This window comes from Klebsiella sp. GG_Kp175 (genome assembly GCF_040062325.1).
GTDB classification, from domain to species: Bacteria; Pseudomonadota; Gammaproteobacteria; order Enterobacterales; family Enterobacteriaceae; genus Klebsiella; species Klebsiella quasipneumoniae.
The window spans coordinates 130,355-154,139 of the sequence record NZ_JBEAFX010000005.1 but is presented as its reverse complement, the minus strand read 5'-3'; the positions used below and the strand labels follow the sequence as shown (position 1 = coordinate 154,139).

20 protein-coding genes are annotated in these 23,785 nt (G+C 57.6%); all 20 read right to left on the bottom strand.

The features are described 5' to 3' along the window. Positions 1-7: 7 nt before the first annotated feature. Complete coding sequence (secA, locus tag ABLU73_RS12220; protein ID WP_004204346.1) at positions 8-2,713, bottom strand: preprotein translocase subunit SecA; 2,706 nt, start codon at positions 2,711-2,713, stop codon at positions 8-10. A gap of 62 nt (positions 2,714-2,775) precedes the next feature. Continuing rightward, on the bottom strand, positions 2,776-3,273 hold the full coding sequence (gene secM, locus ABLU73_RS12215; RefSeq protein ID WP_004204345.1) for a secA translation cis-regulator SecM: 498 nt from the start codon (positions 3,271-3,273) through the stop codon (positions 2,776-2,778). Positions 3,274-3,596: 323 nt separating this feature from the next. Beyond that, the gene (gene lpxC / locus ABLU73_RS12210; RefSeq protein ID WP_002888632.1) at positions 3,597-4,514 is read right to left on the bottom strand and encodes a UDP-3-O-acyl-N-acetylglucosamine deacetylase; all 918 of its coding nucleotides are present in this window, start codon (positions 4,512-4,514) and stop codon (positions 3,597-3,599) included. Between the two features lie 100 nt (positions 4,515-4,614). Then, a complete protein-coding gene (ftsZ, locus tag ABLU73_RS12205; RefSeq protein ID WP_002888628.1) occupies positions 4,615-5,766 on the bottom strand; it encodes a cell division protein FtsZ in 1,152 nt (383 codons plus the stop codon). Between the two features lie 62 nt (positions 5,767-5,828). After that, complete coding sequence (gene ftsA, locus ABLU73_RS12200; protein ID WP_004204343.1) at positions 5,829-7,091, bottom strand: cell division protein FtsA; 1,263 nt, start codon at positions 7,089-7,091, stop codon at positions 5,829-5,831. Continuing rightward, entirely contained in the window at positions 7,088-7,918 is an 831-nt protein-coding gene (ftsQ, locus tag ABLU73_RS12195; protein WP_004204342.1) for a cell division protein FtsQ, read from the bottom strand. The genes ftsA and ftsQ overlap by 4 nt, the downstream gene beginning before the upstream one ends. Before the next feature lies 1 nt (position 7,919). Next, entirely contained in the window at positions 7,920-8,840 is a 921-nt protein-coding gene (locus ABLU73_RS12190; RefSeq protein WP_043522234.1) for a D-alanine--D-alanine ligase, read from the bottom strand. Beyond that, entirely contained in the window at positions 8,833-10,308 is a 1,476-nt protein-coding gene (gene murC, locus ABLU73_RS12185) for a UDP-N-acetylmuramate--L-alanine ligase (RefSeq protein WP_264923626.1), read from the bottom strand. The genes ABLU73_RS12190 and murC overlap by 8 nt, the downstream gene beginning before the upstream one ends. Positions 10,309-10,355: 47 nt before the next feature. After that, on the bottom strand, positions 10,356-11,426 hold the full coding sequence (gene murG / locus ABLU73_RS12180) for an undecaprenyldiphospho-muramoylpentapeptide beta-N-acetylglucosaminyltransferase (RefSeq protein ID WP_048294155.1): 1,071 nt from the start codon (positions 11,424-11,426) through the stop codon (positions 10,356-10,358). Next, entirely contained in the window at positions 11,423-12,697 is a 1,275-nt protein-coding gene (gene ftsW, locus ABLU73_RS12175) for a cell division protein FtsW (protein ID WP_004204337.1), read from the bottom strand. Before ftsW ends, murG begins: the two co-directional genes overlap by 4 nt. Further along, positions 12,697-14,013, bottom strand: coding sequence for a UDP-N-acetylmuramoyl-L-alanine--D-glutamate ligase (gene murD, locus ABLU73_RS12170; RefSeq protein WP_004204336.1), 1,317 nt, complete (start codon positions 14,011-14,013; stop codon positions 12,697-12,699). The genes ftsW and murD overlap by 1 nt, the downstream gene beginning before the upstream one ends. Before the next feature lie 2 nt (positions 14,014-14,015). Further along, entirely contained in the window at positions 14,016-15,098 is a 1,083-nt protein-coding gene (mraY, locus tag ABLU73_RS12165) for a phospho-N-acetylmuramoyl-pentapeptide-transferase (RefSeq protein ID WP_004204335.1), read from the bottom strand. Beyond that, positions 15,092-16,450 carry a UDP-N-acetylmuramoyl-tripeptide--D-alanyl-D-alanine ligase gene (gene murF / locus ABLU73_RS12160; RefSeq protein WP_053810767.1) on the bottom strand — a complete coding sequence of 453 codons (1,359 nt, stop codon included), beginning with the start codon at positions 16,448-16,450 and terminating at the stop codon, positions 15,092-15,094. Before murF ends, mraY begins: the two co-directional genes overlap by 7 nt. Continuing rightward, entirely contained in the window at positions 16,447-17,934 is a 1,488-nt protein-coding gene (gene murE / locus ABLU73_RS12155) for a UDP-N-acetylmuramoyl-L-alanyl-D-glutamate--2,6-diaminopimelate ligase (protein WP_264923627.1), read from the bottom strand. Before murE ends, murF begins: the two co-directional genes overlap by 4 nt. Next, positions 17,921-19,687: a peptidoglycan glycosyltransferase FtsI gene (locus ABLU73_RS12150; RefSeq protein ID WP_004204330.1), complete on the bottom strand. Its 1,767-nt coding sequence runs from the start codon at positions 19,685-19,687 to the stop codon at positions 17,921-17,923. The genes murE and ABLU73_RS12150 overlap by 14 nt, the downstream gene beginning before the upstream one ends. Before the next feature lie 15 nt (positions 19,688-19,702). Then, a complete protein-coding gene (ftsL, locus tag ABLU73_RS12145) occupies positions 19,703-20,068 on the bottom strand; it encodes a cell division protein FtsL (RefSeq protein ID WP_002888550.1) in 366 nt (121 codons plus the stop codon). Beyond that, complete coding sequence (rsmH, locus tag ABLU73_RS12140) at positions 20,065-21,006, bottom strand: 16S rRNA (cytosine(1402)-N(4))-methyltransferase RsmH (protein ID WP_064795061.1); 942 nt, start codon at positions 21,004-21,006, stop codon at positions 20,065-20,067. The genes ftsL and rsmH overlap by 4 nt, the downstream gene beginning before the upstream one ends. A 2-nt stretch (positions 21,007-21,008) precedes the next feature. Next, on the bottom strand, positions 21,009-21,467 hold the full coding sequence (mraZ, locus tag ABLU73_RS12135; RefSeq protein ID WP_004204327.1) for a division/cell wall cluster transcriptional repressor MraZ: 459 nt from the start codon (positions 21,465-21,467) through the stop codon (positions 21,009-21,011). 640 nt (positions 21,468-22,107) lie between these two features. Further along, positions 22,108-23,112 (bottom strand): catabolite repressor/activator, encoded by a 1,005-nt coding sequence (gene cra, locus ABLU73_RS12130; protein ID WP_004145952.1) that lies wholly within the window; start codon positions 23,110-23,112, stop codon positions 22,108-22,110. A gap of 180 nt (positions 23,113-23,292) precedes the next feature. After that, positions 23,293-23,784 carry an acetolactate synthase small subunit gene (ilvN, locus tag ABLU73_RS12125; protein WP_002888536.1) on the bottom strand — a complete coding sequence of 164 codons (492 nt, stop codon included), beginning with the start codon at positions 23,782-23,784 and terminating at the stop codon, positions 23,293-23,295. Between the last annotated feature and the right edge of the window lies 1 nt (position 23,785).

Here is a 23,785-nt window from a genome sequence, read left to right as displayed (position 1 = left end):
TCAGCCCTTAGCTCAGACGGCCATGGCACTGTTTGTATTTTTTACCGGAACCGCACGGGCAAGGATCGTTACGCCCCACTTTACGTTCGCCGGTTTGTGCCGCCAGATCCTGTGCAGCGGCTTCATCATCGCTCTGATGGCTGAGCTGCTGCATCTGCGCCAGGCGCTCGGCCTCTTCACGACGTTGCTGCTCCATCGCCTCGACTTCTTCCGGCATCCGCACCTGCACTTTGCTCAGGGTGCTGATCACTTCATACTTCAGTGACTCCAGCATCGCGGCAAACATAGAGAACGATTCGCGCTTGTACTCCTGCTTCGGATCTTTCTGCGCATAGCCGCGCAGGTGGATACCCTGGCGCAGGTAGTCCATCGCCGCCAGATGTTCTTTCCACAGTGAATCCAGAGTCTGGAGCATCACGCCTTTCTCGAAGTGGCGCATCATTTCAGCGCCGACCACTTCCTCTTTACGCTGGTAGGTCTCTACCGCGCTCTGCAGAATACGTTCGCGCAGGGTCTCTTCATGCAGCTCCGGCTCTTTATCCAGCCACTCTTTGATTGGCAGGTCGAGGTCGAAGTCGTTTTTCAGACGCTCCTGCAGGCCTTCGATATCCCACATCTCCTCCAGCGACTGCGGCGGAATATGGGCATCGATAGTCGCCTTAAACACGTCTTCGCGGATGCTGTTGATGGTTTCGCTGACGTCAGACACGTCCAGCAGTTCGTTACGCTGGGTGTAAATCGCCCGGCGCTGGTCGTTGGCCACATCATCATATTCCAGCAACTGCTTACGAATATCGAAGTTACGGCTCTCAACTTTACGCTGCGCGTTGGCGATAGCCTTGGTGACCCACGGGTGCTCAATGGCTTCGCCGGGTTTCATCCCCAGTTTACGCATCATGCCGGAAACGCGATCGGAGGCGAAGATACGCATCAGGGCGTCTTCCATCGACAGGTAGAAGCGGGAAGAACCGGCATCCCCCTGACGACCGGCACGGCCGCGCAGCTGGTTATCGATACGGCGTGATTCATGACGCTCGGTACCGATAATGTGCAGGCCGCCTGCGGCCAGTACCGCATCGTGGCGCACCTGCCAGTCGGCTTTGATTTTTTCAATCTGCTCAGGCGTTGGATTTTCCAGCGCCGCGACTTCCGCCTGCCAGCTACCGCCGAGCATAATATCGGTACCACGGCCCGCCATGTTGGTAGCGATGGTCACCGCGGAAGGATAGCCTGCCTGAGCGACGATATCCGCTTCGCTGGCATGGAACTTGGCGTTCAGAACGTTGTGCTTAATGCCGGCTTTGGTCAGCTCACGGGAAACCACTTCCGATTTTTCGATCGAGATTGTCCCCACCAACACCGGCTGACCGGCTGCGGTACGGGTTTTGATATCTTCGATAATCGCCTGAATTTTTTCCGCTTCGGTCATATAGACCAGATCCGCCATGTCTTTACGGATCATCGGACGGTTGGTCGGCACGACCACGGTATCCAGCTTATAGATAGAGCTGAATTCAAAGGCTTCAGTATCGGCGGTACCGGTCATCCCCGCCAGTTTCTCATACAGACGGAAATAGTTCTGGAAGGTGATAGAGGCCAGGGTCTGGTTCTCGTTCTGGATCTCCACGCCCTCTTTGGCCTCAACGGCCTGGTGCAGACCATCGGACCAGCGGCGGCCCTGCATTGTACGACCAGTGTGCTCATCGACGATGATAACTTCGCCATCTTTAACAATGTAGTCAACGTCGCGGGTGAACAGCGCATGGGCGCGCAGCGCGGCGGTGACGTGGTGCATCAGCATAATGTTGGTCGGGGAGTACAGGGACTCACCTTCATCCATAATGCCTTCCTGTACCAGCAGCTCTTCAATCAGCACCAGACCACGTTCGGTCAGGTTAACCTGACGCGCTTTTTCATCCACCGAGAAGTGGCCTTCGCCGGTGAAGGTGTCCGAATCTTCTTTTTCCTGACGGATCAGGTGCGGAATGATCTTGTTGACCTTACGGTACATTTCAGAGCTGTCTTCCGCCGGGCCGGAAATGATCAGCGGCGTACGCGCCTCATCGATCAGGATGGAGTCCACCTCATCCACCAGCGCATAGTGCAGTTTACGCTGAACGCGCTCTTCCGGGCTGAAGGCCATGTTGTCGCGCAGGTAGTCGAAGCCGTATTCGTTGTTGGTGCCATAGGTGATATCGGCAGCGTAGGCTTCACGCTTCGCCGGCGCCGGCAGGCCGGACATGTTGATGCCAACCGTCATGCCGAGGAATTCAAACAGCGGGCGGTTATTTTCGGCGTCACGCTGCGCCAGATAGTCGTTGACGGTCACCACGTGAACGCCTTTGCCGGTCAGCGCATTGAGGTAGGCCGGCAGGGTCGCGGTCAGGGTTTTACCTTCACCGGTACGCATCTCGGCGATGCAGCGATCGTTAAGCACCATACCGCCCAGCAGCTGGACGTCGAAGTGGCGCATGCCGAACACACGCTTACTGGCTTCGCGAACGACGGCGAACGCTTCAGGGATCAGGTTTTCCAGCACTTCGCCTTTTTCCAGGCGCGCGCGGAATTCAGCGGTTTTCGCTTTCAGCTCGTCATCAGAGAGTTTTTCCATCGCCGGTTCCATACCGTTGATGATATTGACGACTTTGCGCATACGACGCAGCGTACGGTCGTTACGGCTGCCGAAAACCTTAGTTAACATTTTAATAAGCATAATAAAATCTCAAACGCCCCGCGGTGCGGAGTCACAAAAAATAGGATGGTCCGTGGTTATTTTCAGCTGAGACGTTGAGGCCCTGCACGGATCCCCGCCACCTGGCTTATCCAGGCGCTGACGCGGAAGGCAGAATATGAGGAAGGGATATACACCGCCTGGCGGATCACTACCGGCGGCGTACTGTCCTGCGTCAGCAGCGCGCTGAGCGTGTCGAGCAGCGCCAGATGCTGCGCCTGCAGCGGAGACGCTTCTTCCGCCACCGGCAACGCCTGCGGCGCCATGGCGAAAGAGAGATGACGAATAACGGTGCGAATGGCATGCTGATGCCAGTAGTCGACGGTAAAGTTGGGCCGGCGATTCGTCTCCAGCAGCGCCAGCTGGGAGAAATTAACTTTACTCGGGTTGTGGTTGCTGGCGGTCGCCTTTGCTGGCGTCGCGGTCTCATGGCCGTTGCTTAGCGCAGGCAGGCCGAGGCTGGCCGCGACCATCCCCAACAGGAGATGCGGCCAAAAATACCGTCTGCCAAACTGTCGCCAGCGCGTCAGCAATCCACTCACGTTCATTACCTTTCTTTGGTATACCCGTCGTCGTTCAGGCTGTCTCTTTATTGACGTTTTTCGCAGGACAACCTGATGTCCACGGGGTAAAGCAACCCGGAGAAATAATTTTGCGCTCAAATACTAACATTAATAGCGCGCTGAGGCAGCATGAATGAAGGCCGTTGCCCGGGGAAAACGCTTAATAAAGCAGCGAACGCGCGCTAATTATTACCCAGCGATCGCAGCGAAAAATAACGGGAAGAGGCTATAAAAGAAAAACGACTGGTTCCCTGGTCGGAGAGAGTACCAGGTTACCAGTCGAATTTACTGAATGGTCAGGCTTACGCCAGAACCATCGACGGTGCGCGGAACGCCATTGGCAATTTTGCGTCGTCTTCGAAGGTCACATACTCCCAGGCTTCCTGTTTTGCCAGAACAGCCTGCAGCAGTTTGTTGTTCAACGCGTGACCCGATTTGTACGCCGTGAATGCGCCGATAATGTTGTGACCACACATAAACAGGTCACCGATCGCATCCAGCATTTTGTGGCGAACAAATTCGTCTTCAAAGCGCAGACCGTCTTCGTTCAGTACGCGATAATCGTCAACAACGATGGCACAATCGAAGCTGCCGCCCAGGCACAGGCCGCGGGACTGCAGATATTCGATATCGCGCATGAAACCGAAGGTACGCGCACGGCTAATCTGACGCATGAACGCATCGGCCGAGAAGTTCAGCGTATAGCGCTGGGTACTGGCATCAATCGCCGGATGGTTAAAATCGATGGTGAAGTCCAGCGAAAAACCATTGTACGGTTTGAATTCAGCCCATTTGTCGCCATCTTCGACGCGAACCGTCTCTTTGATACGTACAAATTTCTTGGCGCAGTTCAGTTCATCGATGCCGGCGTCCAGCAACAGATAAACGAACGGAGCCGCACTGCCGTCCATAATCGGGATTTCCGGTGCATCGACTTCAACAATAATGTTGTCGATACCCAGGCCAGCCAATGCGGCGTTCAGGTGTTCAACCGTAGAAATCCGCACGTCATGCTCATTAACCAGGCAAGTACAGAGCATGGTATCACGCACAGATTTGGCATCAGCCGGAAAATCTACCGGTGGATTCAAGTCGGTGCGACGATAGATGACCCCGGTATTTGCCGGCGCAGGGCGTAACGTCAGTGTGACTTTCTTGCCGGTATGCAAACCGACACCAGTCGCCTGAACGATACGTTTAAGAGTCCTTTGTTTGATCATCGTATAATCTCGCCAATTTACCTATCCAACCGAAGTGTACACCACTATCGGGAGGCCAGTTTAGCACAAAGAGCGCAGATGCCCAACTTCCAGTCGATTCTTAATCGGCTTGCTTACGCAGGAAGGCTGGGATATCCAGATAATCCGGCTCTTTCGCGGTTTGCGGCGTATTGTCGTTCACCACTTTTGCCGCCGGCTTCTGCTCTTGCGTCAGCGGGGACATACCGTGCTGCTGGTAGCGATCCATCACCGGCTGCTGAACCTGTTTGTTGGTCACCAGGGTAATTTCCGGACGCTTGTCCATGCCGATACCGGTCGCCACTACGGTGACGCGCAGTTCGTCGTTCATATCCGGGTCCAGAGAGGTACCGATAACCACGGTGGCGTTATCCGAGGCAAATGCGCGGATAGTGTTACCCACGGTTTCGAACTCATCCAGACGCAGGTCGAAGCCCGCGGTGATGTTAACCAGCACGCCGCGCGCACCGGACAGGTCGATATCTTCCAGCAGCGGAGAAGAGATGGCCATTTCAGCCGCTTCTTCCGCACGGTCTTCACCGCTCGCCACGCCGGAGCCCATCATCGCGTAGCCCATTTCAGACATCACGGTACGGACGTCCGCGAAGTCAACGTTCATCAGACCCGGACGGGTGATCAGTTCAGCGATACCCTGCACCGCGCCTTTGAGGACGTCGTTTGCCGCGCCGAACGCGTCAAGCAGAGAAATACCGCGGCCAAGTACTTTCAGCAGCTTGTCGTTTGGGATGGTGATCAGTGAGTCAACGTGCTTGGACAGCTCGGTGATCCCCTGCTCAGCAAACGCCATGCGCTTCTTACCTTCAAAATTAAACGGCTTAGTGACCACCGCAACGGTGAGGATCCCCAGATCCTTAGCCACTTCGGCAACAACAGGCGCCGCGCCGGTACCGGTACCGCCGCCCATGCCTGCCGCGATGAACACCATGTCTGCGCCATCAAGGGCCGCACGCAGCGCTTCACGGTCTTCGTCCGCCGCATTACGGCCGACTTCCGGGTTCGCGCCAGCGCCCAGACCTTTGGTAATACCGCTACCGATCTGGATAGTCTGGCCAACAGCCGTTTTACGCAGCGCCTGCGCATCGGTGTTCACCGCGAAGAATTCAACACCCTCAATGCGCTCGCGCACCATGTGTTCAACGGCATTACCGCCGCCGCCACCGACGCCGATGACTTTAATCACCGCGTCGTTGGTCAGTTCCATAGGTTCAAACATAGTTTCTCTCCGTCTTGTGCCTGTCGCCTGAGAACGCTAATTGTCTGCGTTCTCTTAAAAAATTAAAACTCTTTTCGCAGCCAGCTGTTGAGTCGCTTAATCCACGAGCCCACCGACGCCGTCACGCGTTTTTCGACTTCCGCTTCACCACTCAGATGTGACTCTTTTCCGTAGTGCAGCAGCCCCACCGCCGTCGAATAATACGGCTCCTGGGCATAGTCCGTTAAACCGGTGATGTTCAGCGGCGCGCCAATGCGCACCTGGGTATGGAACACGCGCTGCGCACAGGCCGCCAGACCTTCAATTTGCGCCGCGCCGCCGGTTAACACAATCCCCGCCGCCAGATGGTGTTTCACCCCCTGCTGGCGGAGCTGTTCCTGCAGCTGCAGGATCTCTTCATTGACCAGATTAAGCAGTTCGGTATAGCGCGGTTCAATCACCTCAGCCAGCGTCTGACGTTGCAGGCTACGCGGCGGCCGTCCGCCTACGCTCGGTACTTCGACGTTTTCGTCTTTACCGACGATGGAACCCAATGCGCAACCGTGACGAACCTTGATGGCTTCGGCGTCGCTCGGCGGCGTCCCGAAGGCATAGGCGATATCGCTGGTCACCACGTTGCCCGCGTACGGGATCACTTTGGTGTGACGCAGCGCGCCGCCGGTATAGACGGCGATATCCATTGTACCACCACCAATATCCACCACGCAGACGCCCAGCTCACGTTCGTCTTCTGTTAATACGGAATAACTGGCCGCTAAACCGGCGAAAATAAGTTGGTCAACTTTCAGACCACAACGTTCCACCGCTTTAACAATGTTTTTCGCCATATCGTTATGGCAGGTAATCAGATGCACCTTCGCCTGCATGCGCACGCCGGACAGCCCAACCGGGTTTTTAATCCCTTCCTGGTAGTCAATGGCGTATTCCTGCGGAATCACGTGCAGGACGCGATGCTCATCGCGGACGCGAACCGACTTCGCGGTATGGACCACGTTTTCGACGTCGTCCAGCGTCACTTCTTCTTCCGAAATCGGTACCATCCCGATTTCATTCTGACAGCTTATATGTTTACCCGAAAGAGCCAAATAAACTGATGAAATCTGGCAATCCGCCATCAGTTCGGCCTGGTCGATGGCGCGCTGTACGCATTTCACCACCGACTCGAGGTCGTTCACACCGCCTTTATCCATACCACGCGATGGGCAACTGCCCACGCCGATGATATTAATCATGCCGTCGGGCAGAACTTCCCCTACTAAAGCGGCCACCTTGGCGGTGCCAATCTCCAGTCCAACTACCAGTTTTCTGTCCGTCGCCTTGATCATTGTTGTTCTGCCTGTGCCTGATTCTGTTGTTGATTAGTTTCCTCTGCGGGAGCAGGTACCCAGCCCACTGCCGCACCCGAGTCATAACGCAAATCAACGTAGCTAATCCGTTTGCCGTCGGTCTGCGCCTGCTGCTGAAGAACCGGGTAGAGTTCCATAAAGCGCTGAAGCCGTTTCATGGTGTCGCCACGACCAAGGTTGAGCTTAATGTCATTATTAAGCGTCAACTGCCAGGAGCGACGGGCGGTCATCGCCGCCACTTTCAACGTGAATTTATCCTTTGCCAGCACCTGCCCCATGTCACGATACCCTTGCAGCACTTCGTTCTCGCTGCCTTCCGGGCCGTATAACATCGGTAAATTCTGTTTGCTGGTGCGATCCGCCGGCACGCTGAAGGCATTTCCCTCTGCATCCACCATATGTTGATCATTCCAGCGCGCAATCGGCACATATTCAACCAGATGAATCTTCAATTCATCGGGCCACTGCTTTCGGACGCTCGCCTGCTTAATCCACGGCAGACGTTCAATCTGACTCTGAATGATGTTCACGTCCTGAGTCATAAAGGTGCCCGGCGAACCCAGCGCCAGGATCGCCTGGCGGATGTCATCATTGCGCGTATAGTGACGCTCGCCGGTCACCACCATCTTCGACAGCGGTAAACGCTGCGCGTCCTCCATCCAGCCAAGAACCATCCACCCGCTGACCAGCACGGTAAACAGCACCGCCAGCAGGAAAACGATCCCTGCCAGCCGCGTTCCATTACTCCGACGCGAAGAAGAAACGTCCTCTTCATGGTTCCGCGTATTCAGCGCAGCCTGCGACATATCACCCCGCCAGGTCCAGAATTCGTACAACAAGCTGGGAGAAGCTCATTCCTGCCTGACGCGCCGCCATCGGTACAAGGCTATGGCTGGTCATGCCCGGAGAAGTATTCGCTTCCAGCAGATAAAACTGGCCATCGCTGTCCAGCATGACGTCAATACGGCCCCAGCCTTTGCAACCCAGAACATTCCAGGCTTTAAGCACCAGGCTTTGAATGGCTGCCTCACGCGCTGGATCCTCCAATCCTGGGCAGAAATATTGCGTCTCATCAGAGAGATACTTCGCCTCATAATCATAGAAGGTTCCAGCCGTCTGGATACGTATTGACGGTAAAATTTCTTCACCGACGATGGCGACGGTAAATTCCGGCCCACTGAGCCATTTTTCGACTAAAACTTCATCATCATGCTGAAAAGCCAACGCCAGTGCACTTGCTAAATCACAGCTTTCGCTGACTTTCGACATCCCAACGCTGGAGCCTTCGCGGCTGGGCTTGATGATGAGCGGCAGACCCAGCGCCGCAATCTGCTGTTCGACATCAGCAGACAATCCGGCGCTAAACTGGGCGCGGGTCAGCGCCACCCACGGCGCGACCGGTAATCCGGCCCCCTGCCACAGCCATTTGCTGCGCAGTTTATCCATTGAAATCGCCGAAGCCATCACGCCGCTGCCGGTATAAGGCAGCTGGATCAGATCCAGCAGCCCCTGCAGCGTGCCATCTTCCCCGCCGCGGCCGTGGAGCGCAATAAACGCTTTCTTAAAGCCCAGCTTTTTCAACTGGGTAATATCGACATCGCGCGGGTCAACCGGATGGGCATCCACCCCGGCTTCACGCAGCCCGGCCAGCACCGCGGCGCCTGAATTCAGCGACACTTCACGTTCAGCGGAGGTTCCACCGAAAAGCACCGCGATTTTATCAGCCATGGCGCTCCTCCTCCGTTTTTTGCGGGATCAGTTTGATTTCAGCCAGGTGACGGGCGATTTTTCCAATGTTTCCGGCCCCCTGCACCAGCACTAAATCGTTGCCGGTCAGCACCGACGCCAGCATCGCCGCGGCCTGCGTCGGGTCGGACACCAGAATCGGGTCAACTTTACCGCGACCACGGATTGTACGGCACAGCGAGCGGCTGTCGGCACCCGGGATCGGCGCTTCGCCTGCGGGGTAGACATCGAGCATCAGCAGCGCATCGACCTGGGTCAGCACGTTGGCGAAATCATCGTACAGATCGCGAGTACGGGTATAACGGTGCGGCTGGAATACCATGACCAGATTTTTATCCGGCCAGCCGGCACGCGCCGCTTTGATAGTGGCGTCGACTTCCGTCGGGTGGTGGCCATAGTCATCGATCAGCATCGCGCTGCCCGCTTTGCCGTTGACTTCCGCCAGCGGATATTCGCCAAGGAAGTCGAAACGACGGCCGGTACCCTGGAAGCTTTCCAGCGCGCGCAGGATCGCCTGATCGTCAATCCCCTCTTCCGTCGCCACGGCGACCGCCGCCGCCGCGTTCAGCGCGTTATGGCGTCCCGGGGCATTGAGCGTCACCTGCAGCAGTTCTTTATCCTGACGCACCAGGCGGAAATGCCCCTGCGCTCCAACCTGACGGTAGTCTTCTACGCGGACGTCGGCGTCTTCGCTAAAACCGTAGGTGGTGATCTGCCGGCCGACGCGCGGCAGCAGTTCCCGGATCACCGGGTCATCCACACACATCACCGCGCGTCCGTAGAACGGCAGGTTGTGCAGGAAGTTAATAAAGGTCTGCTTCAGATTCTCGAAGTCGCCATGGTAGGTGTCCATGTGGTCGGCTTCGATGTTGGTAACAATGGCCACCATCGGCTGCAGGTGCAGGAACGATGCATCGCTCTCATCCGCTTCCGCAATCAGGTAACGGCTATGGCCGAGGCGCGCATGGACGCCCGCCGCTTTCACCAACCCGCCGTTGACGAAAGTCGGGTCCAGCCCGGCTTCGGCGTAAATACTGGATACCATCGCGGTGGTGGTGGTTTTGCCATGGGTCCCGGCAATGGCGATCCCGTGACGGAAGCGCATCAGCTCCGCCAGCATTTCCGCACGACGGATCACCGGGATACGCGCCTCGTGCGCGGCGACGATTTCCGGGTTATCGGCGGAAATCGCGCTGGAAACTACGACCACGCTGGCATCGCGCACGTTTTCCGGGCGATGATTGAAATAAATAGTGGCGCCAAGCTGCGACAGCTGCTGGGTCACCGGATTCGGCGCCAGGTCGGAGCCGCTGATCTGATAACCTTCGTTAGCCAACACTTCGGCAATACCGCCCATACCGGCACCGCCGATGCCGACAAAGTGAATGTGCCGGACGCGACGCATCTCGGGCACTATGGAACGCAGTTTTGCCAAATCTTGTGTATTCATTCTTTACGCCATCAACTTCTGTATTCGGGCGGTGAAAATCACCGCAATTAGCGCGCCAAAGCTACGGCGCTGACCTCTTCTGCTACCCGCTCGGTAGCGTCCGGAATCGAAGCGCCACGCGCTCGTTCCGCCATATCCAGCAAGGTTTCCCGATCCCAGCTCGCCAGAGTAGAGGCTACCGCCTCAACCGTGAACGCCGGCTGTTCGAGAATTTTCGCCGCGCCGGCTTTCTCCAGCGGCAGCGCATTCCAGTACTGCTGACGATCTTTGTGCTGGAACGGTACAAACAGCGCCGGTAAGCCCGCAGCCGCGATTTCGCTAACCGTCAGGGCGCCGGAACGGCATACCACAACATCTGCCCAGGCATACGCCGCGGCCATATCATCAATAAATTCCGTCACTTTATGCTGCGGCTGCCCCGCGGCGGCATAGGCCTGCTGTACGGTTTGCTGGCCGCCTTTACCGCTCTGATGCCAGATGGTCACCGTATCGCCGAGCTTCGCCGCCACCTGCGGCATGGTCTGGTTCAGGACGCGCGCGCCCTGAGAGCCACCGACCACCAACACGCGAATCGGCCCCTGACGGCCCACCAGACGCTGCCCCGGCAGCGGCAGCGCCAGCACATCTGTGCGCACCGGATTCCCGACCACGTCCGCATGCGGAAAGGCGCCGGGAAACGCCTGCATCACTTTCTTCGCAATCTTCGCCAGCCATTTGTTGGTCAGGCCGGCAATGCCGTTTTGTTCGTGGAGGACCACCGGGATCCCCAGCGACCACGCCGCCAGGCCGCCAGGCCCGGACACATAGCCGCCCATGCCCAGCACCACGTCCGGCTGGAAACGCTTCATGATCGCCCGCGCCTGGCGCCAGGCGTTGAAGATCCGTATCGGCGCCAGCAGCTGTGCTTTAATCCCTTTGCCACGCAGGCCGGAGATACGGATAAAATCAATCTCGATGCCGTTTTTCGGCACTAAATCCGCTTCCATACGATCGGCGGTACCCAGCCAGCGAACCTGCCAGCCCTGGTCCATTAGATAGTGTGCGACCGCCAGTCCCGGGAATACATGCCCGCCGGTACCGCCCGCCATCACCATCAACCGCTTTTCCTGACCGCTCATCGAACACCCCGTGTAAACGCCTGGGCTTTTTCCAGACGCGTTTCATAATCAATTCGCAACAACAACATGATGGCCGTCGACATAATCAGCAGACTGGAACCACCATAACTGATCAGCGGCAGCGTCAAACCTTTCGTCGGCAGCATCCCCGCCGCCGCCCCGACGTTAACTAACGCCTGGAAGCTAAACCAGATACCAATCGCACAGGCGAGGAAGCCGGAGAAGCGATGATCGATCTCCAGCGCTTTTCGGCCAATCGACATGGCGCGGAAAGCGACGAAGAATACCATTAAAAGCGCCAGTACCACACCGATATAACCGAGTTCTTCGCCGATGATGGCGAAGATAAAGTCAGTGTGCGCTTCCGGCAAATACTCCAGTTTTTGCACCGAGTTGCCGAGTCCCTGCCCCCACATCTCGCCGCGGCCAAAGGCCATCAGCGACTGGGTCAGCTGATAGCCGCTGCCGAACGGGTCTTCCCACGGGTTCCAGAAGGAGGTCACGCGGCGAATACGGTACGGTTCGGCGAGGATCAACAGGACCACCGCCGAGATGCCCATGCCGATAATAGCGATGAACTGCCACAGCTTGGCGCCGGCGAGGAAAAGCATCGCCAGCGTGGTGACGAACAGCACCACCACCGTACCGAGGTCAGGCTGCGCCAGCAGCAGGATCGCCAGCACGAAAATCACGCCCATCGGTTTTAAGAAGCCGCGCAGATTGTTGCGCACTTCGTCGGCTTTGCGCACCAGATAGTTGGCGATGTAGCAGAACAGCGACAGCTTGGTGAACTCCGCCGGCTGGATGCGCAGCGGACCGAGGGCGATCCAGCGCGATGCGCCGTTTACCGAGCTACCCACCACCAGCACGATCAGCAGCATGACGATCGAGGCAATCAGCATCGCGGTACTGTGGCGCTGCCAGAAATCCATCGGCAGGCGCAGCGTCACCAGCGCGAGGACAAAGGCCAGCACAATGTACAAGCCGTCACGTTTGGCGAAGAGGAAAGGATCGTTCGCCAGGCGCTGTCCCACCGGCATTGATGCCGAGGTCACCATAATAAAGCCGATCGCCGCCAGACCGAAGGTCAGCCACAGCAGCATCCGGTCATACATCACCAGACTGTCGTTATCTTTTGGGCGCGAGCCCATCACCCAGCCTTTCAGCGCGGCGAACAGCCAGGCGAAGATAAACATCCCCGGCAGTCGCGGCAGTCTCAACCGAGGCAAGCTCAGCTGCGGCATTCTCAGGCGTGGGAGAGAGAAACGCATCAACCTAACTCCTTCGCCAGGCGGGCAAACATCTCGCCCCGTTGTTCAAAGTTCTTAAACTGATCCAGGCTGGCGCAGGCTGGCGACAGGAGAACCATATCGCCCGCCTTCACCAGGGGCGCTATCTGACGCATCGCCTGCTCCATGGTTTCAGTTTGTACCGCCACCTCAGGACGCAGCTCGGCGAGCTCGGCGCCGTCGCGACCAAAGCAGTACAGACGGATACGATCGCCGCCAAGGTAGCGCTTCAGCGGAGTGAAATCAGCGGACTTGCCGTCGCCGCCCAGCAGCAGATACAGCGTGCCATCAAGCTGCAGGCCGTTCAGCGCCGCCTCGGTACTGCCGACGTTGGTTGCCTTCGAGTCGTTAATCCAGCGCACGCCGTTGTGATCCAACACCAGCTGGAAGCGATGCGCCAGGCCAGTAAAGGTGGTCAGCGCCTTCAGGCTGCTGGCACGCGGCAGACCCGCGGCATCGGCCAGCGCCAGCGCCGCCAGGGCGTTGCTGTAGTTATGCTGACCCGTGATAGACATCTCTTTCACATTGAGGACTTTCTCACCTTTTACGCGCAGCCAGGTCTCGCCCTGCTGACGGTTAAGGTGATAGTCACCGACGTCGATACCAAAGCTGATGCAGCGATCGTCCGCGCCGCGTACCGGCATGGTGAGTGCATCGTCCGCGTTGACCACGCAGGTCTTCGCATTCTCGTAAATCCGCAGCTTCGCCGCGCGATACTGCTGCAGCCCCAGCGGGTAGCGGTCCATATGGTCCTCAGTCACGTTGAGGATGGTTGCCGCCACCGCCTGCAGGCTGGAGGTGGTTTCCAGCTGGAAGCTGGAGAGCTCCAGTACATACAGCTCACGATCGGTATCCAGCAGCATCAGCGCCGGCAGGCCGATATTGCCGCCCACGCCGACGTTAATCCCGGCCGCTTTCGCCATCTCGCCCACCAGGGTGGTGACGGTGCTTTTGCCATTCGAGCCGGTAATGGCGATGATCGGCGCCTGCGCTTCGCGGCAGAACAGTTCGATATCGCCAACGATCTCTACGCCAGCGTCTGCCGCCGCGCTCAACGAAGGATGGGCCAGCGCGATGCCAGGACTGGCGACAATCAGATCCGCCGCCAGCAGCCAGGTATCATTGAGGCCACCGACATGGCATTCGACCGATTCAGGCAATTTATCCAGCCCAGGAGGCGCGACGCGGGTGTCCATCACGCGCGGGGTTACGCCGCGCGCCATGAAAAAGTCCACGCATGACAGGCCGGTCATGCCCAGCCCAATAATGACGACTTTTTTACCCTGATAATCTGCCATGATTAACGTACCTTCAGCGTCGCCAGGCCAATCAGCACCAGCATCAGCGAAATAATCCAGAAGCGCACGATAACGCGCGGCTCCGGCCAGCCTTTCAGTTCATAGTGGTGGTGGATCGGCGCCATGCGGAAGATACGCTGACCGCGCAGCTTAAAGGAGCCAACCTGCAGGATCACCGACAGGGTCTCCACCACGAAAACGCCGCCCATAATCACCAGCAGGAATTCCTGACGCAGCAGCACGGCGATAATACCCAGCGCGCCACCGAGCGCCAGCGAACCGACGTCGCCCATAAAGACCTGCGCCGGGTAGGTGTTAAACCACAGAAAGCCTAGCCCCGCGCCGACGATCGCCGTACAGACGATCACCAGTTCGCCGGCGTGGCGCAGATAAGGAATGTGCAGGTAGTTGGCGAAATTCATGTTACCGGTCGCCCACGCCACCAGCGCAAAACCCGCCGCGACGAAGACGGTGGGCATGATCGCCAGGCCGTCGAGACCGTCGGTCAGGTTAACCGCGTTGCCGGTGCCGACGATCACGAAGTAGGCCAGCAGGATATAGAACAGCCCCAGCTGCGGCATGACGTCTTTAAAGAACGGCACCACCAGCTCGGTCGCCGGGGTGTCTTTCCCCGCCAGATACAGGGCAAAGGCGACCCCAAGGGCAATCACCGACATCCAGAAGTACTTCCAGCGGGCGATCAGGCCTTTGGTGTCTTTGCGCACCACTTTACGGTAGTCATCAACGAAGCCGATGATGCCGTAGCCGATCAGCACCGTCAGCACACACCAGACGTACGGGTTGGACGGGTAAGCCCACAGCAGCACCGACACGGTGATCGCGGTGAGGATCATGATCCCCCCCATGGTCGGGGTACCGCGCTTACTGAAATGAGACTCCGGACCGTCGTTACGAACCACCTGGCCGAAGGAGAGTTTTTGCAGACGGGCGATCATGCGCGGGCCCATCCACAGAGAGATGAACAGCGCGGTCAGCAGGCTGACGATGGCGCGAAACGTCAGATACGAAAAGACGTTAAAGCCGGAATAATATTTGACCAAATGTTCGGCCAGCCATACTAACATGTCCCAGTCTCCTGTAATGCGCGTACTACCTCTTCCATGGCGGCACTACGTGAACCCTTCACTAAAATGGTCATTATCTTATGCTCAGCCAGCAGCTCGCGCAGGCGAGCCACCACGGCGGCTTTATCGTTAAAATGTTCGCCCACGCCGCTGGCGTGGCTGATATCCGCGCTCAAGGCGCCGACGCTGAGAACGCGATCCAGGCCTGCCGCTTTCGCCGCTTCGCCGACTTCACGGTGGCAAGCCGCGCTTTCCGCGCCAAGTTCGGCCATATCGCCGACCACCATCGTCCGGAAGCCGGGCATCTCTGACAGGACCTGCACCGCCGCGGTCATCGAACCGACGTTAGCGTTGTAGGAGTCATCCAGCAGCAGCTGGCTCTCGGTCAGGCGGATCGGGAACAGACGTCCCGGAACGGCCTGCAGCTGCGCCAGACCGGCTTTCACCGCCGCCAGATCGGCGCCTACCGCCATCGCCAGCGAGGTCGCCGCCAGCGCGTTAGCGATGTTGTGGCGTCCCGGCAGCGGCAGCAGTACATCAACGTTACCGGTTGGAGTCTGCAGCGTAAATTCGGTGCCGTGGCTGGTGATCTGCACGTTAGTCGCAGTGAAATCGCTGTTGGCCGCATTCGGTGAGAAGCGCCACACTTTGCGATCGCCAATCACCGCCTGCCAGTTCAGCCAGTCGTTGTTGTCGGCATTGAGAATGGCGATGCCGTTTTCCGGCAGTCCGGTATAGATTTCGCCCTTCGCCTTCGCCACGCCCGCCAGCGAGCCGAAACCTTCAAGGTGCGCGGCGGCAAGGTTGTTGACCAGCGCCGCTTCAGGACGCGTCAGGCTGACGGTCCAGGCGATTTCGCCCTGGTGGTTGGCGCCGAGCTCAATCACCGCGTACTGATGTTCTTCGGTCAGACGCAGCAGAGTCATCGGTACGCCGATATCGTTGTTCAGGTTGCCGGCGGTATACAGCGTATTGCCGCACTGGCTGAGGATCGCCGCGGTCATCTCTTTGACCGAGGTTTTACCGGACGAGCCGGTTAGGGCGACGACGCGGGTCGGCACCTGCTGACGGACCCAGGCGGCTAACTCGCCGAAAGCCTGCCGGGTATCTTTCACGATCACCTGCGGGAGATCGCAGGCCAGCGGACGGCTCACCAGCAGCGCGCCGGCGCCTGCCGCTTTCGCCTGTTCGGCAAAATCATGGGCGTCGAAACGCTCGCCTTTTAGCGCCACAAACAGGCAGCCCGCTGTGACTTTACGGGTGTCGGTGGTTACCTCGTCGATAGCGATATCGCTACCCTGCCGTTCGCCATGGGCGATCGCGGCGAGCTGGCTTAACGTAAAGCGAATCATGCTACCGCTCCCAGCAGACGCGCGACGGTGACGCGGTCGGAATAATCCAGACGACGGTTACCGACGATCTGGTAATCTTCATGGCCTTTACCCGCCACCAGCACCACGTCGTTCTCCTGCGCCTGCATCACGGCGTTGGTCACCGCTTCCGCACGGCCTTCCATCACTTTTGCATGACCTGCATCGAGCATGCCGGCCAGAATATCGTTGATAATCGCCCGCGGTTCTTCGGTACGCGGGTTGTCGTCAGTGACGACCACGATATCGGCGAACTCTTCTGCAATCGCCCCCATCAGCGGACGCTTGCCTTTGTCACGGTCGCCGCCGCAGCCGAAGACGCACCACAGCTTGCCGCTGCAGTGCAGGCGCGCGGCCTGCAGTGCTTTTTCCAGCGCGTCAGGGGTATGGGCATAATCCACCACCACCGCCGGTTTACCGGGCGCGCTGAACACTTCCATACGGCCGCATACCGGCTGTAAACGCGCCGCAGTTTTCAGCAGATCGGCCAGCGGATAGCCCAGCGCCAGCAGCGTGGCCAGCGCCAACAGGAGGTTGCTAACGTTAAAGGCGCCCATCAGGCGGCTTTCGATTTCACCGTTGCCCCAGCTGGAGTCAAACTGGATGGTGGCACCGCTGTCGTGATAGTTAACCGCGGTGGCCTTCAGCCAGCGGCCGTGGCAGTTCGGATTGATATGATCTTCCATCGACACCGCCACCGCGTCCGGCAGCTTCGCCAGCCAGCGACGACCGACTTCATCGTCAGCGTTGACGATGGCCTGGCCGCAATGGTGGGTGGAGTACAGCAGCCATTTCGCCGCTTCGTAGTGCGCCATGTCGCCATGGTAGTCGAGGTGGTCGCGGCTCAGGTTGGTAAATACCGAGGCGGCAAACTGCAGGGCCGCCACGCGGTGCTGCACCAGCCCGTGGGAAGAGACTTCCATCGCGCCGAAGGTTGCCCCCTGCTCGACCAGGCCGGAAAGCACGTGCTGAACATCGACCGCAGAACCGGTGGTGTTTTCGCTCGGGACCACTTTATCCAGCAGGCCGTTGCCGACGGTCCCCATCACCGCGCTGGTTTCGCCGATCAGTTTCGCCCATTGCGCCAGAAGCTGGGTGGTGGTGGTTTTGCCGTTGGTACCGGTCACGCCCACCAGACGCAGCTGCTGCGACGGCTGATGATAAAAACGCCCGGCCAGCGCCGATAAGCGTTCGTTAAGCTGGCTCAGGTAGATAACCGGCACGCCGTGCATTTCACGGATCTCACCGTCTTTAGCTTCGCCCTGGGCTTCAGCAATAATGGCAGCCACACCTTGCGCTATCGCCTGCGGGATATAACGACGCCCGTCCGCCTGATGACCCTGTACCGCGATAAAGAGATCGCCGGAAGCAGCCACCCGGCTGTCCAGCGTCATCTCTCGCAGAATGCGCTCCGGTGCGTTTGGCACCCATGGAGCGAGAAGGTCGCGCAAATTACGATCTGCCACCTGTTCCCTCGCCTTGATTAATTACAAATTCACTTTTTTCGCCCGTTGCCAGCGCATCCGGCTCGATGTTCATGGTGCGCAATACACCGCCCATGATGGCACCGAACACCGGCGCGGAAACGGCGCCACCGTAGTATTTACCTGCCTGCGGGTCGTTGATCACCACCACCAGCGCAAAGCGCGGATGGCTGGCGGGCGCAACGCCTGCGGTGTAAGCAATATATTTGTTGATGTAGCGGCCATCCGGCCCCACTTTTTTCGCCGTACCGGTTTTAATCGCGATGCGATAGCCTTTGATCGCCGCCTTCACGCCGCCGCCGCCAGGCAGCGCCACGCTTTCCATCATATGAACGACGGTACGAACGAGTGATTCCGGGAAGACACGTTCGCCCGGAACCGGTGGATCAACTTTGGTAATCGACAGCGGGCGATAGATGCCGTAGCTGCCAATCGTTGCGTAGACTCGCGCTAACTGTAACGGGGTTACCATTAGCCCGTAGCCGAAAGAAAAGGTGGCCCTCTCTATGTCAGACCACCGTTGTTTTTGAGGATATAAGCCACTGCGTTCTCCGACCAACCCCAAATTGGTCGCCTTTCCAAGCCCAAAACGTGAGTAAGTATCTACTAACGCTGAGGACGGCATCGCTAACGCCAGCTTAGAAACACCGACGTTACTCGACTTCTGTAGCACCCCGGTCAGGGTCAATTCGCTGTAGCGCGCCACGTCTTTAATTTCGTGGCCGTTAATTCGATAAGGCACGGTATTGAGCACGGTATTTTCGTTGACGATACCGCGCTGCAGCGCCGTCATCACCACCATCGGCTTCACCGTCGAACCCGGTTCGAACACGTCGGTGATGGCGCGGTTACGCATGGTGTCTTTCGCCGTGCCGGCAAAGTTGTTTGGGTTGTAGGACGGGCTGTTGGCCATCGCCAGCACTTCGCCGGTGTTCACGTCCACTAACACCGCGCTGCCGGACTCGGCTTTGTTAAAGGCCACGGCGTTGTTCAGCTCACGATAGACCAGCGCCTGCAGACGCTCGTCGATGCTCAGCGCCAGGTTGTGCGCCGCCTGGCTGTCGGTGGAAGAGATGTCTTCAATTACCCGGCCATAGCGGTCTTTACGCACGATACGCTCGCCCGGCTGGCCGGTAAGCCATTTATCAAAGCTCTTTTCGACCCCTTCAATCCCCTGGCTGTCGACGTTGGTAAAGCCGATGAGGTGAGCGGTCACTTCCCCGGAAGGGTAGTAACGACGGGATTCTTCACGCAGATGAATGCCCGGCAGCTTCAGTTTTTTGATGTAGTCGGCCATGTCAGGGTTAACCTGACGCGCCAGATAGATGAAACGCATCCGCGGATTGGTATTGATGCGCGTCGCCAGCTGATCCAGCGGCATATTGAGGGCATCCGCCAGCGCCTTCCAGCGCGTATCCAGGGTTACCCCGCCGGCATCATGAAGTTCTTTTGGATCGGCCCAGATAGCCTTCACCGGCACGCTGACCGCAAGCGGACGACCGGAGCGGTCGGTAATCATCCCGCGCGCGGTGGATACTTCCTGTACGCGCAGAGAACGCATATCGCCCTGGCGCACCAGCATGTCCGGGCTGACTACCTGTAGCCAGGCAACCCGCCCCAGCAGAAAAGCCAGCGCCAGTAGAATACAGCCGCACAGCAACGCAAAACGCCAACTGATAAAGTTGGCCTGTTCTTCCTGACGTTTTGCTTTAGGCGTTTTTGGCGCTGCTTTCATCCGTCGCAATAATCCTTATTTCTGTACAACGATATTTTCTTGGGATGGATCGACGTGCTGCATCTGCAACTTCTCGGTCGCGATCCGCTCAACCCGACTGTGATCGCCGAGCGCGTTCTCTTCGAGGATCAGGTTGCGCCATTCAATGTCCAGGGCGTCGCGTTCCAGAACCAGTTGTTCACGCTGCGCGGTCAGCAGGCGCGTGTGGTGCGCGGTGGTGACCACGGTAATCGCCGTAATAATGATGCAAATGAACAGGCAGAGTGGCAGTTTCCCAAACCGCAGAAGGTCGTCCCCGATCACGCCAGGCAAAGCATGGCGCTCGTTGCTTCCAATCGACCCTTTAACCTTGCTTAAGGCCTCTGTCACTCTGCCGATCATGCGTTCGTCCTCTCTGCAATACGCAGCACTGAACTACGGGCACGTGGATTCTCTGCCACCTCTTCTTCGCCCGGCATCAACTTGCCTAGTGCTCGTAACTCACGGCCGCCCAGTTTTTTGAGCTGCGATTCGGTCATCGGTATTCCCGCCGGAACCTGCGGACCGCGGCTTTGCTCGCGCATAAAGCGCTTTACAATGCGATCTTCCAGCGAATGAAAACTAATGATCGACAGCCGCCCGCCTGGGGCCAGCACGCTGAGCGAGCTTTTTAGCGCCTGCTCTATCTCCTCCAGTTCACTGTTTACCCAAATGCGCACCGCCTGGAAGGTACGGGTCGCGGGATGTTTGTGCTTATCTTTTACCGGCATCGCCGCGGCGATGACCTCCGCCAGCTCTTTGGTGCGGGTCATCGGTGCAATGCGATTACGTTCGACGATCGCGCGGGCGATCCGTTTGCCGAAACGCTCTTCGCCGAAGGTTTTAATCACCCAGGCGATATCCGCTTCTTCAGCGGTCTGCAACCATTCGGCCGCAGACTGACCGCGCGTCGGATCCATGCGCATATCCAGCGGTCCGTCGCGCATAAAGGAAAAACCGCGTTCCGCATCGTCAAGCTGTGGGGAAGAGACGCCGAGATCGAGCAGAATGCCGTCGATCTTACCGGTAAGATTGCGCTCGCCGACGTACTCAGCAAGCTGTGAAAATGGACCATGTACGATGGAAAAGCGGGGATCATCGATGGTTTGCGCGACGGCAATCGCCTGTGGATCGCGATCGATTGCCAGCAAGCGTCCTTCCGCTCCCAGCCGGGAGAGGATCAGGCGCGAGTGACCGCCGCGACCAAAGGTACCATCAATATAGATACCGTCTGGACGAATATTGAGGCCGTTGACGGCTTCATCCAGAAGTACCGTAGTGTGTTTAAAATTTTCCATCATTTTTATAAAGACAAATCCTGCAGGCGCTCCGACAGTTCACCGGTCGCGGACTGCTCAGCGTCGATATCTTCCTTGACCCGTTGATACCAGGTCGTTTCGTCCCACAGTTCAAATTTATTAAACTGCCCGACCAGCATCACTTCTTTTGTCAGCCCGGCATGCTGCCGTAACACCGGCGCAATCAGCAAGCGACCAGCATTATCCATCTGACATTCGCTGGCATGACCCAGAAGCAAACGCTGTACGCGCCGCTCAACGGGATTCATGCTCGATAAACGCGACAATTTCTGCTCGATGACTTCCCATTCAGGCAATGGATAAAGCAGCAGGCACGGGTGATGAATGTCAATGGTGCATACCAATTGACCGGCAGCGTCCTCGATCAGCCCATCGCGATAGCGCGTTGGCACGGCCAGGCGGCCTTTGCTGTCGAGATTGACTAACGTTGCTCCACGGAACATGCCAGCCTCACCCCTTTTCGCCACTTTATCCCACAAATTCCCACCAGAAGGAGTTTACGGAGCGGAGGAAAAGCTTGTCAAGCCAGCACGAATGCCAACGGAGCTCAAAAACCCATTATTTACAGCCGACATTAGCCCTGATGAAAAAATCATCAACAGGCGAGGCAAATTAACGTTATGAATACGTGTAAGAAAATAACCAACAAACTCGTAACAGTTATAAACAACAAAATATCTTCGGCGGGAAAATATAAAGTGTCAGTTTGCGACGCGAGCGGCATTTTAGGCCATTATGCCGGCCGTTAACAGTACCTGTTGCTGCCTGAGGGGTGGACCAGGCGCGGGATAGGGCAGGGGAGAACGGTGGTGGCGAACAAAATGGGTGTTAATTCAGCAATTAACCTGGTGAATGTAACAAAATAATACAATTAAAGCCTGCACAATCATTTTTTGTGTCCTGTTTTGAGTCACAAAACGATTGCCAGGGAATAAAACAAAATAACGCGTAAAGAAGTTTAGGGATTTGTCTGAAATATATTCAGTTTTGCATTCTGGACGTCAGTTGCCTGATTTATCGCCAGCGGCCTGCTCTCTGGCAGGCCTGCCAGGAATAATCCTGGATGCTGACGATATTGCGCCCTTAACGGCGATTCAGGCTGCCGCGGCGATAAAGATTACGACGAATACGGCTGAGGCCTGGCTTCGGCTTGCGCGGTTCATCGAGGCTAGCGAGGACGATCTCGAGCACCCGCTCAGCAACATCGCGATGGCGCTGGGCCACGGCCAGTACCGGACACTGCAGGAAATCGAGCAGCTCATTATCGCCGAAGGTGGCGATCGCCAGCTCGGAAGGCAGTTTACCCTCACGGCGCAGCGTCACATCCATGACGCCCTGCAGCAGCGGGAAAGAGGTGGTAAACAGCGCCTGCGGCATCGGATGGGTTTCAAGCCATTTTTCAAACAGCTGGGCCGCCGCTTCTCGCTCATAGCTGTTGGCATAGAGATAATGCACCTCACGCGGATCGTCCTGCCAGGCTTTACGGAAGCCTTGCTCGCGCAGGAAGCTCACCGACAGTTCCGGCAGCGCGCCAAGATAAAGCACCGTTTCGCCTGGAAAAGTCCGCAGCTCGGCGGCGAGCATCTCGGCGTCATCCTGATCAGCGCCGACGACGCTGGTGAAGTGCTCGCGATCAAGGGCGCGGTCGAGGGCGACAATCGGAAACGGATCGTTAGCCCAGCGCTGGTAGAAAGGGTGCTCCGGCGGCAGCGAGGTGGAAACAATGATGGCGTCCACCTGGCGCTGTAGCAGATGCTCGATACAGCGCATTTCGTTATCGGGCTGATCCTCCGAGCAGGCAATCAGCAGCTGATAGCCGCGCTGGCGCGCCTGCCGCTCCAGATAATTTGCAATGCGGGTATAGCTGGTGTTTTCCAGATCCGGGATCACCAGACCGATAGAGCGTGTGCGTCCTGCACGCAGGCCAGCAGCGACCGCATTCGGATGATAGTTGTGCTCTCGCACGACAGCCATCACCTTTTCGACCGTCTTGTCGCTTACGCGGTACTGCTTCGCTTTGCCATTAATCACATAGCTCGCGGTGGTTCTTGAAACACCGGCCAGCCGGGCGATTTCATCCAGTTTCACAATTGCCCCTTGGGTAAGAAGTGCCAAACATAACCATTATTCAGGTATGGAACCCTTTTTATAACATCTAAACGCAGAATAGTTAGCGCAGCAACCGCTTTCGCTTACAGTTCCTACTGATTTCGCAAAAAAAAAGCCCGACAGTCGCTGCCGGGCTATTTTTGCATCAATTCCCGATCCTCAGCGCATGATTTTATCACCGCGAGACAGGCCGACCACGCCGGAGCGAGCCACTTCCACGATCCGAGCGACATCGCGCAGCGAGGCCAGGAAGGCGTCGAGCTTATCGCTGGTGCCGGCGAGCTGGACGGTATAGATAGAAGGCGTCACGTCGATAATCTGTCCACGAAAGATTTCGGTGTTGCGCTTCACTTCTTCACGGCCGTAACCGCTGGCCTGGACCTTCACCAGCATGATTTCACGTTCGACATGAGCCCCCTGCCCCAGTTCGCTGACCCGCAGGACATCCACCAGCTTGTGCAGTTGCTTTTCAATCTGCTCGATCGCTTTTTCATCGCCCACGGTCTGGATGGTCATCCTGGAGAGGGTCGGATCGTCTGTCGGCGCGACAGTCAGGCTTTCTATATTATAGCCGCGCTGGGAAAAGAGGCCGATAACGCGGGACAATGCGCCCGATTCGTTTTCCAGTAATACCGATAATATCCGGCGCATA

Coding starts and splice junctions, on each gene's coding strand:
- secA (WP_004204346.1), bottom strand. CDS start 2,713: ATGCTTATTAAAATGTTAACTAAGGTTTTCGGCAGCCGTAACGACCGT.
- lpxC (WP_002888632.1), bottom strand. CDS start 4,514: ATGATCAAACAAAGGACTCTTAAACGTATCGTTCAGGCGACTGGTGTC.
- ftsZ (WP_002888628.1), bottom strand. CDS start 5,766: ATGTTTGAACCTATGGAACTGACCAACGACGCGGTGATTAAAGTCATC.
- ftsA (WP_004204343.1), bottom strand. CDS start 7,091: ATGATCAAGGCGACGGACAGAAAACTGGTAGTTGGACTGGAGATTGGC.
- ftsQ (WP_004204342.1), bottom strand. CDS start 7,918: ATGTCGCAGGCTGCGCTGAATACGCGGAACCATGAAGAGGACGTTTCT.
- ABLU73_RS12190 (WP_043522234.1), bottom strand. CDS start 8,840: ATGGCTGATAAAATCGCGGTGCTTTTCGGTGGAACCTCCGCTGAACGT.
- murC (WP_264923626.1), bottom strand. CDS start 10,308: ATGAATACACAAGATTTGGCAAAACTGCGTTCCATAGTGCCCGAGATG.
- murG (WP_048294155.1), bottom strand. CDS start 11,426: ATGAGCGGTCAGGAAAAGCGGTTGATGGTGATGGCGGGCGGTACCGGC.
- ftsW (WP_004204337.1), bottom strand. CDS start 12,697: ATGCGTTTCTCTCTCCCACGCCTGAGAATGCCGCAGCTGAGCTTGCCT.
- murD (WP_004204336.1), bottom strand. CDS start 14,013: ATGGCAGATTATCAGGGTAAAAAAGTCGTCATTATTGGGCTGGGCATG.
- mraY (WP_004204335.1), bottom strand. CDS start 15,098: ATGTTAGTATGGCTGGCCGAACATTTGGTCAAATATTATTCCGGCTTT.
- murF (WP_053810767.1), bottom strand. CDS start 16,450: ATGATTCGCTTTACGTTAAGCCAGCTCGCCGCGATCGCCCATGGCGAA.
- ABLU73_RS12150 (WP_004204330.1), bottom strand. CDS start 19,687: ATGAAAGCAGCGCCAAAAACGCCTAAAGCAAAACGTCAGGAAGAACAG.
- ftsL (WP_002888550.1), bottom strand. CDS start 20,068: ATGATCGGCAGAGTGACAGAGGCCTTAAGCAAGGTTAAAGGGTCGATT.
- rsmH (WP_064795061.1), bottom strand. CDS start 21,006: ATGATGGAAAATTTTAAACACACTACGGTACTTCTGGATGAAGCCGTC.
- mraZ (WP_004204327.1), bottom strand. CDS start 21,467: ATGTTCCGTGGAGCAACGTTAGTCAATCTCGACAGCAAAGGCCGCCTG.
- ilvN (WP_002888536.1), bottom strand. CDS start 23,784: ATGCGCCGGATATTATCGGTATTACTGGAAAACGAATCGGGCGCATTG.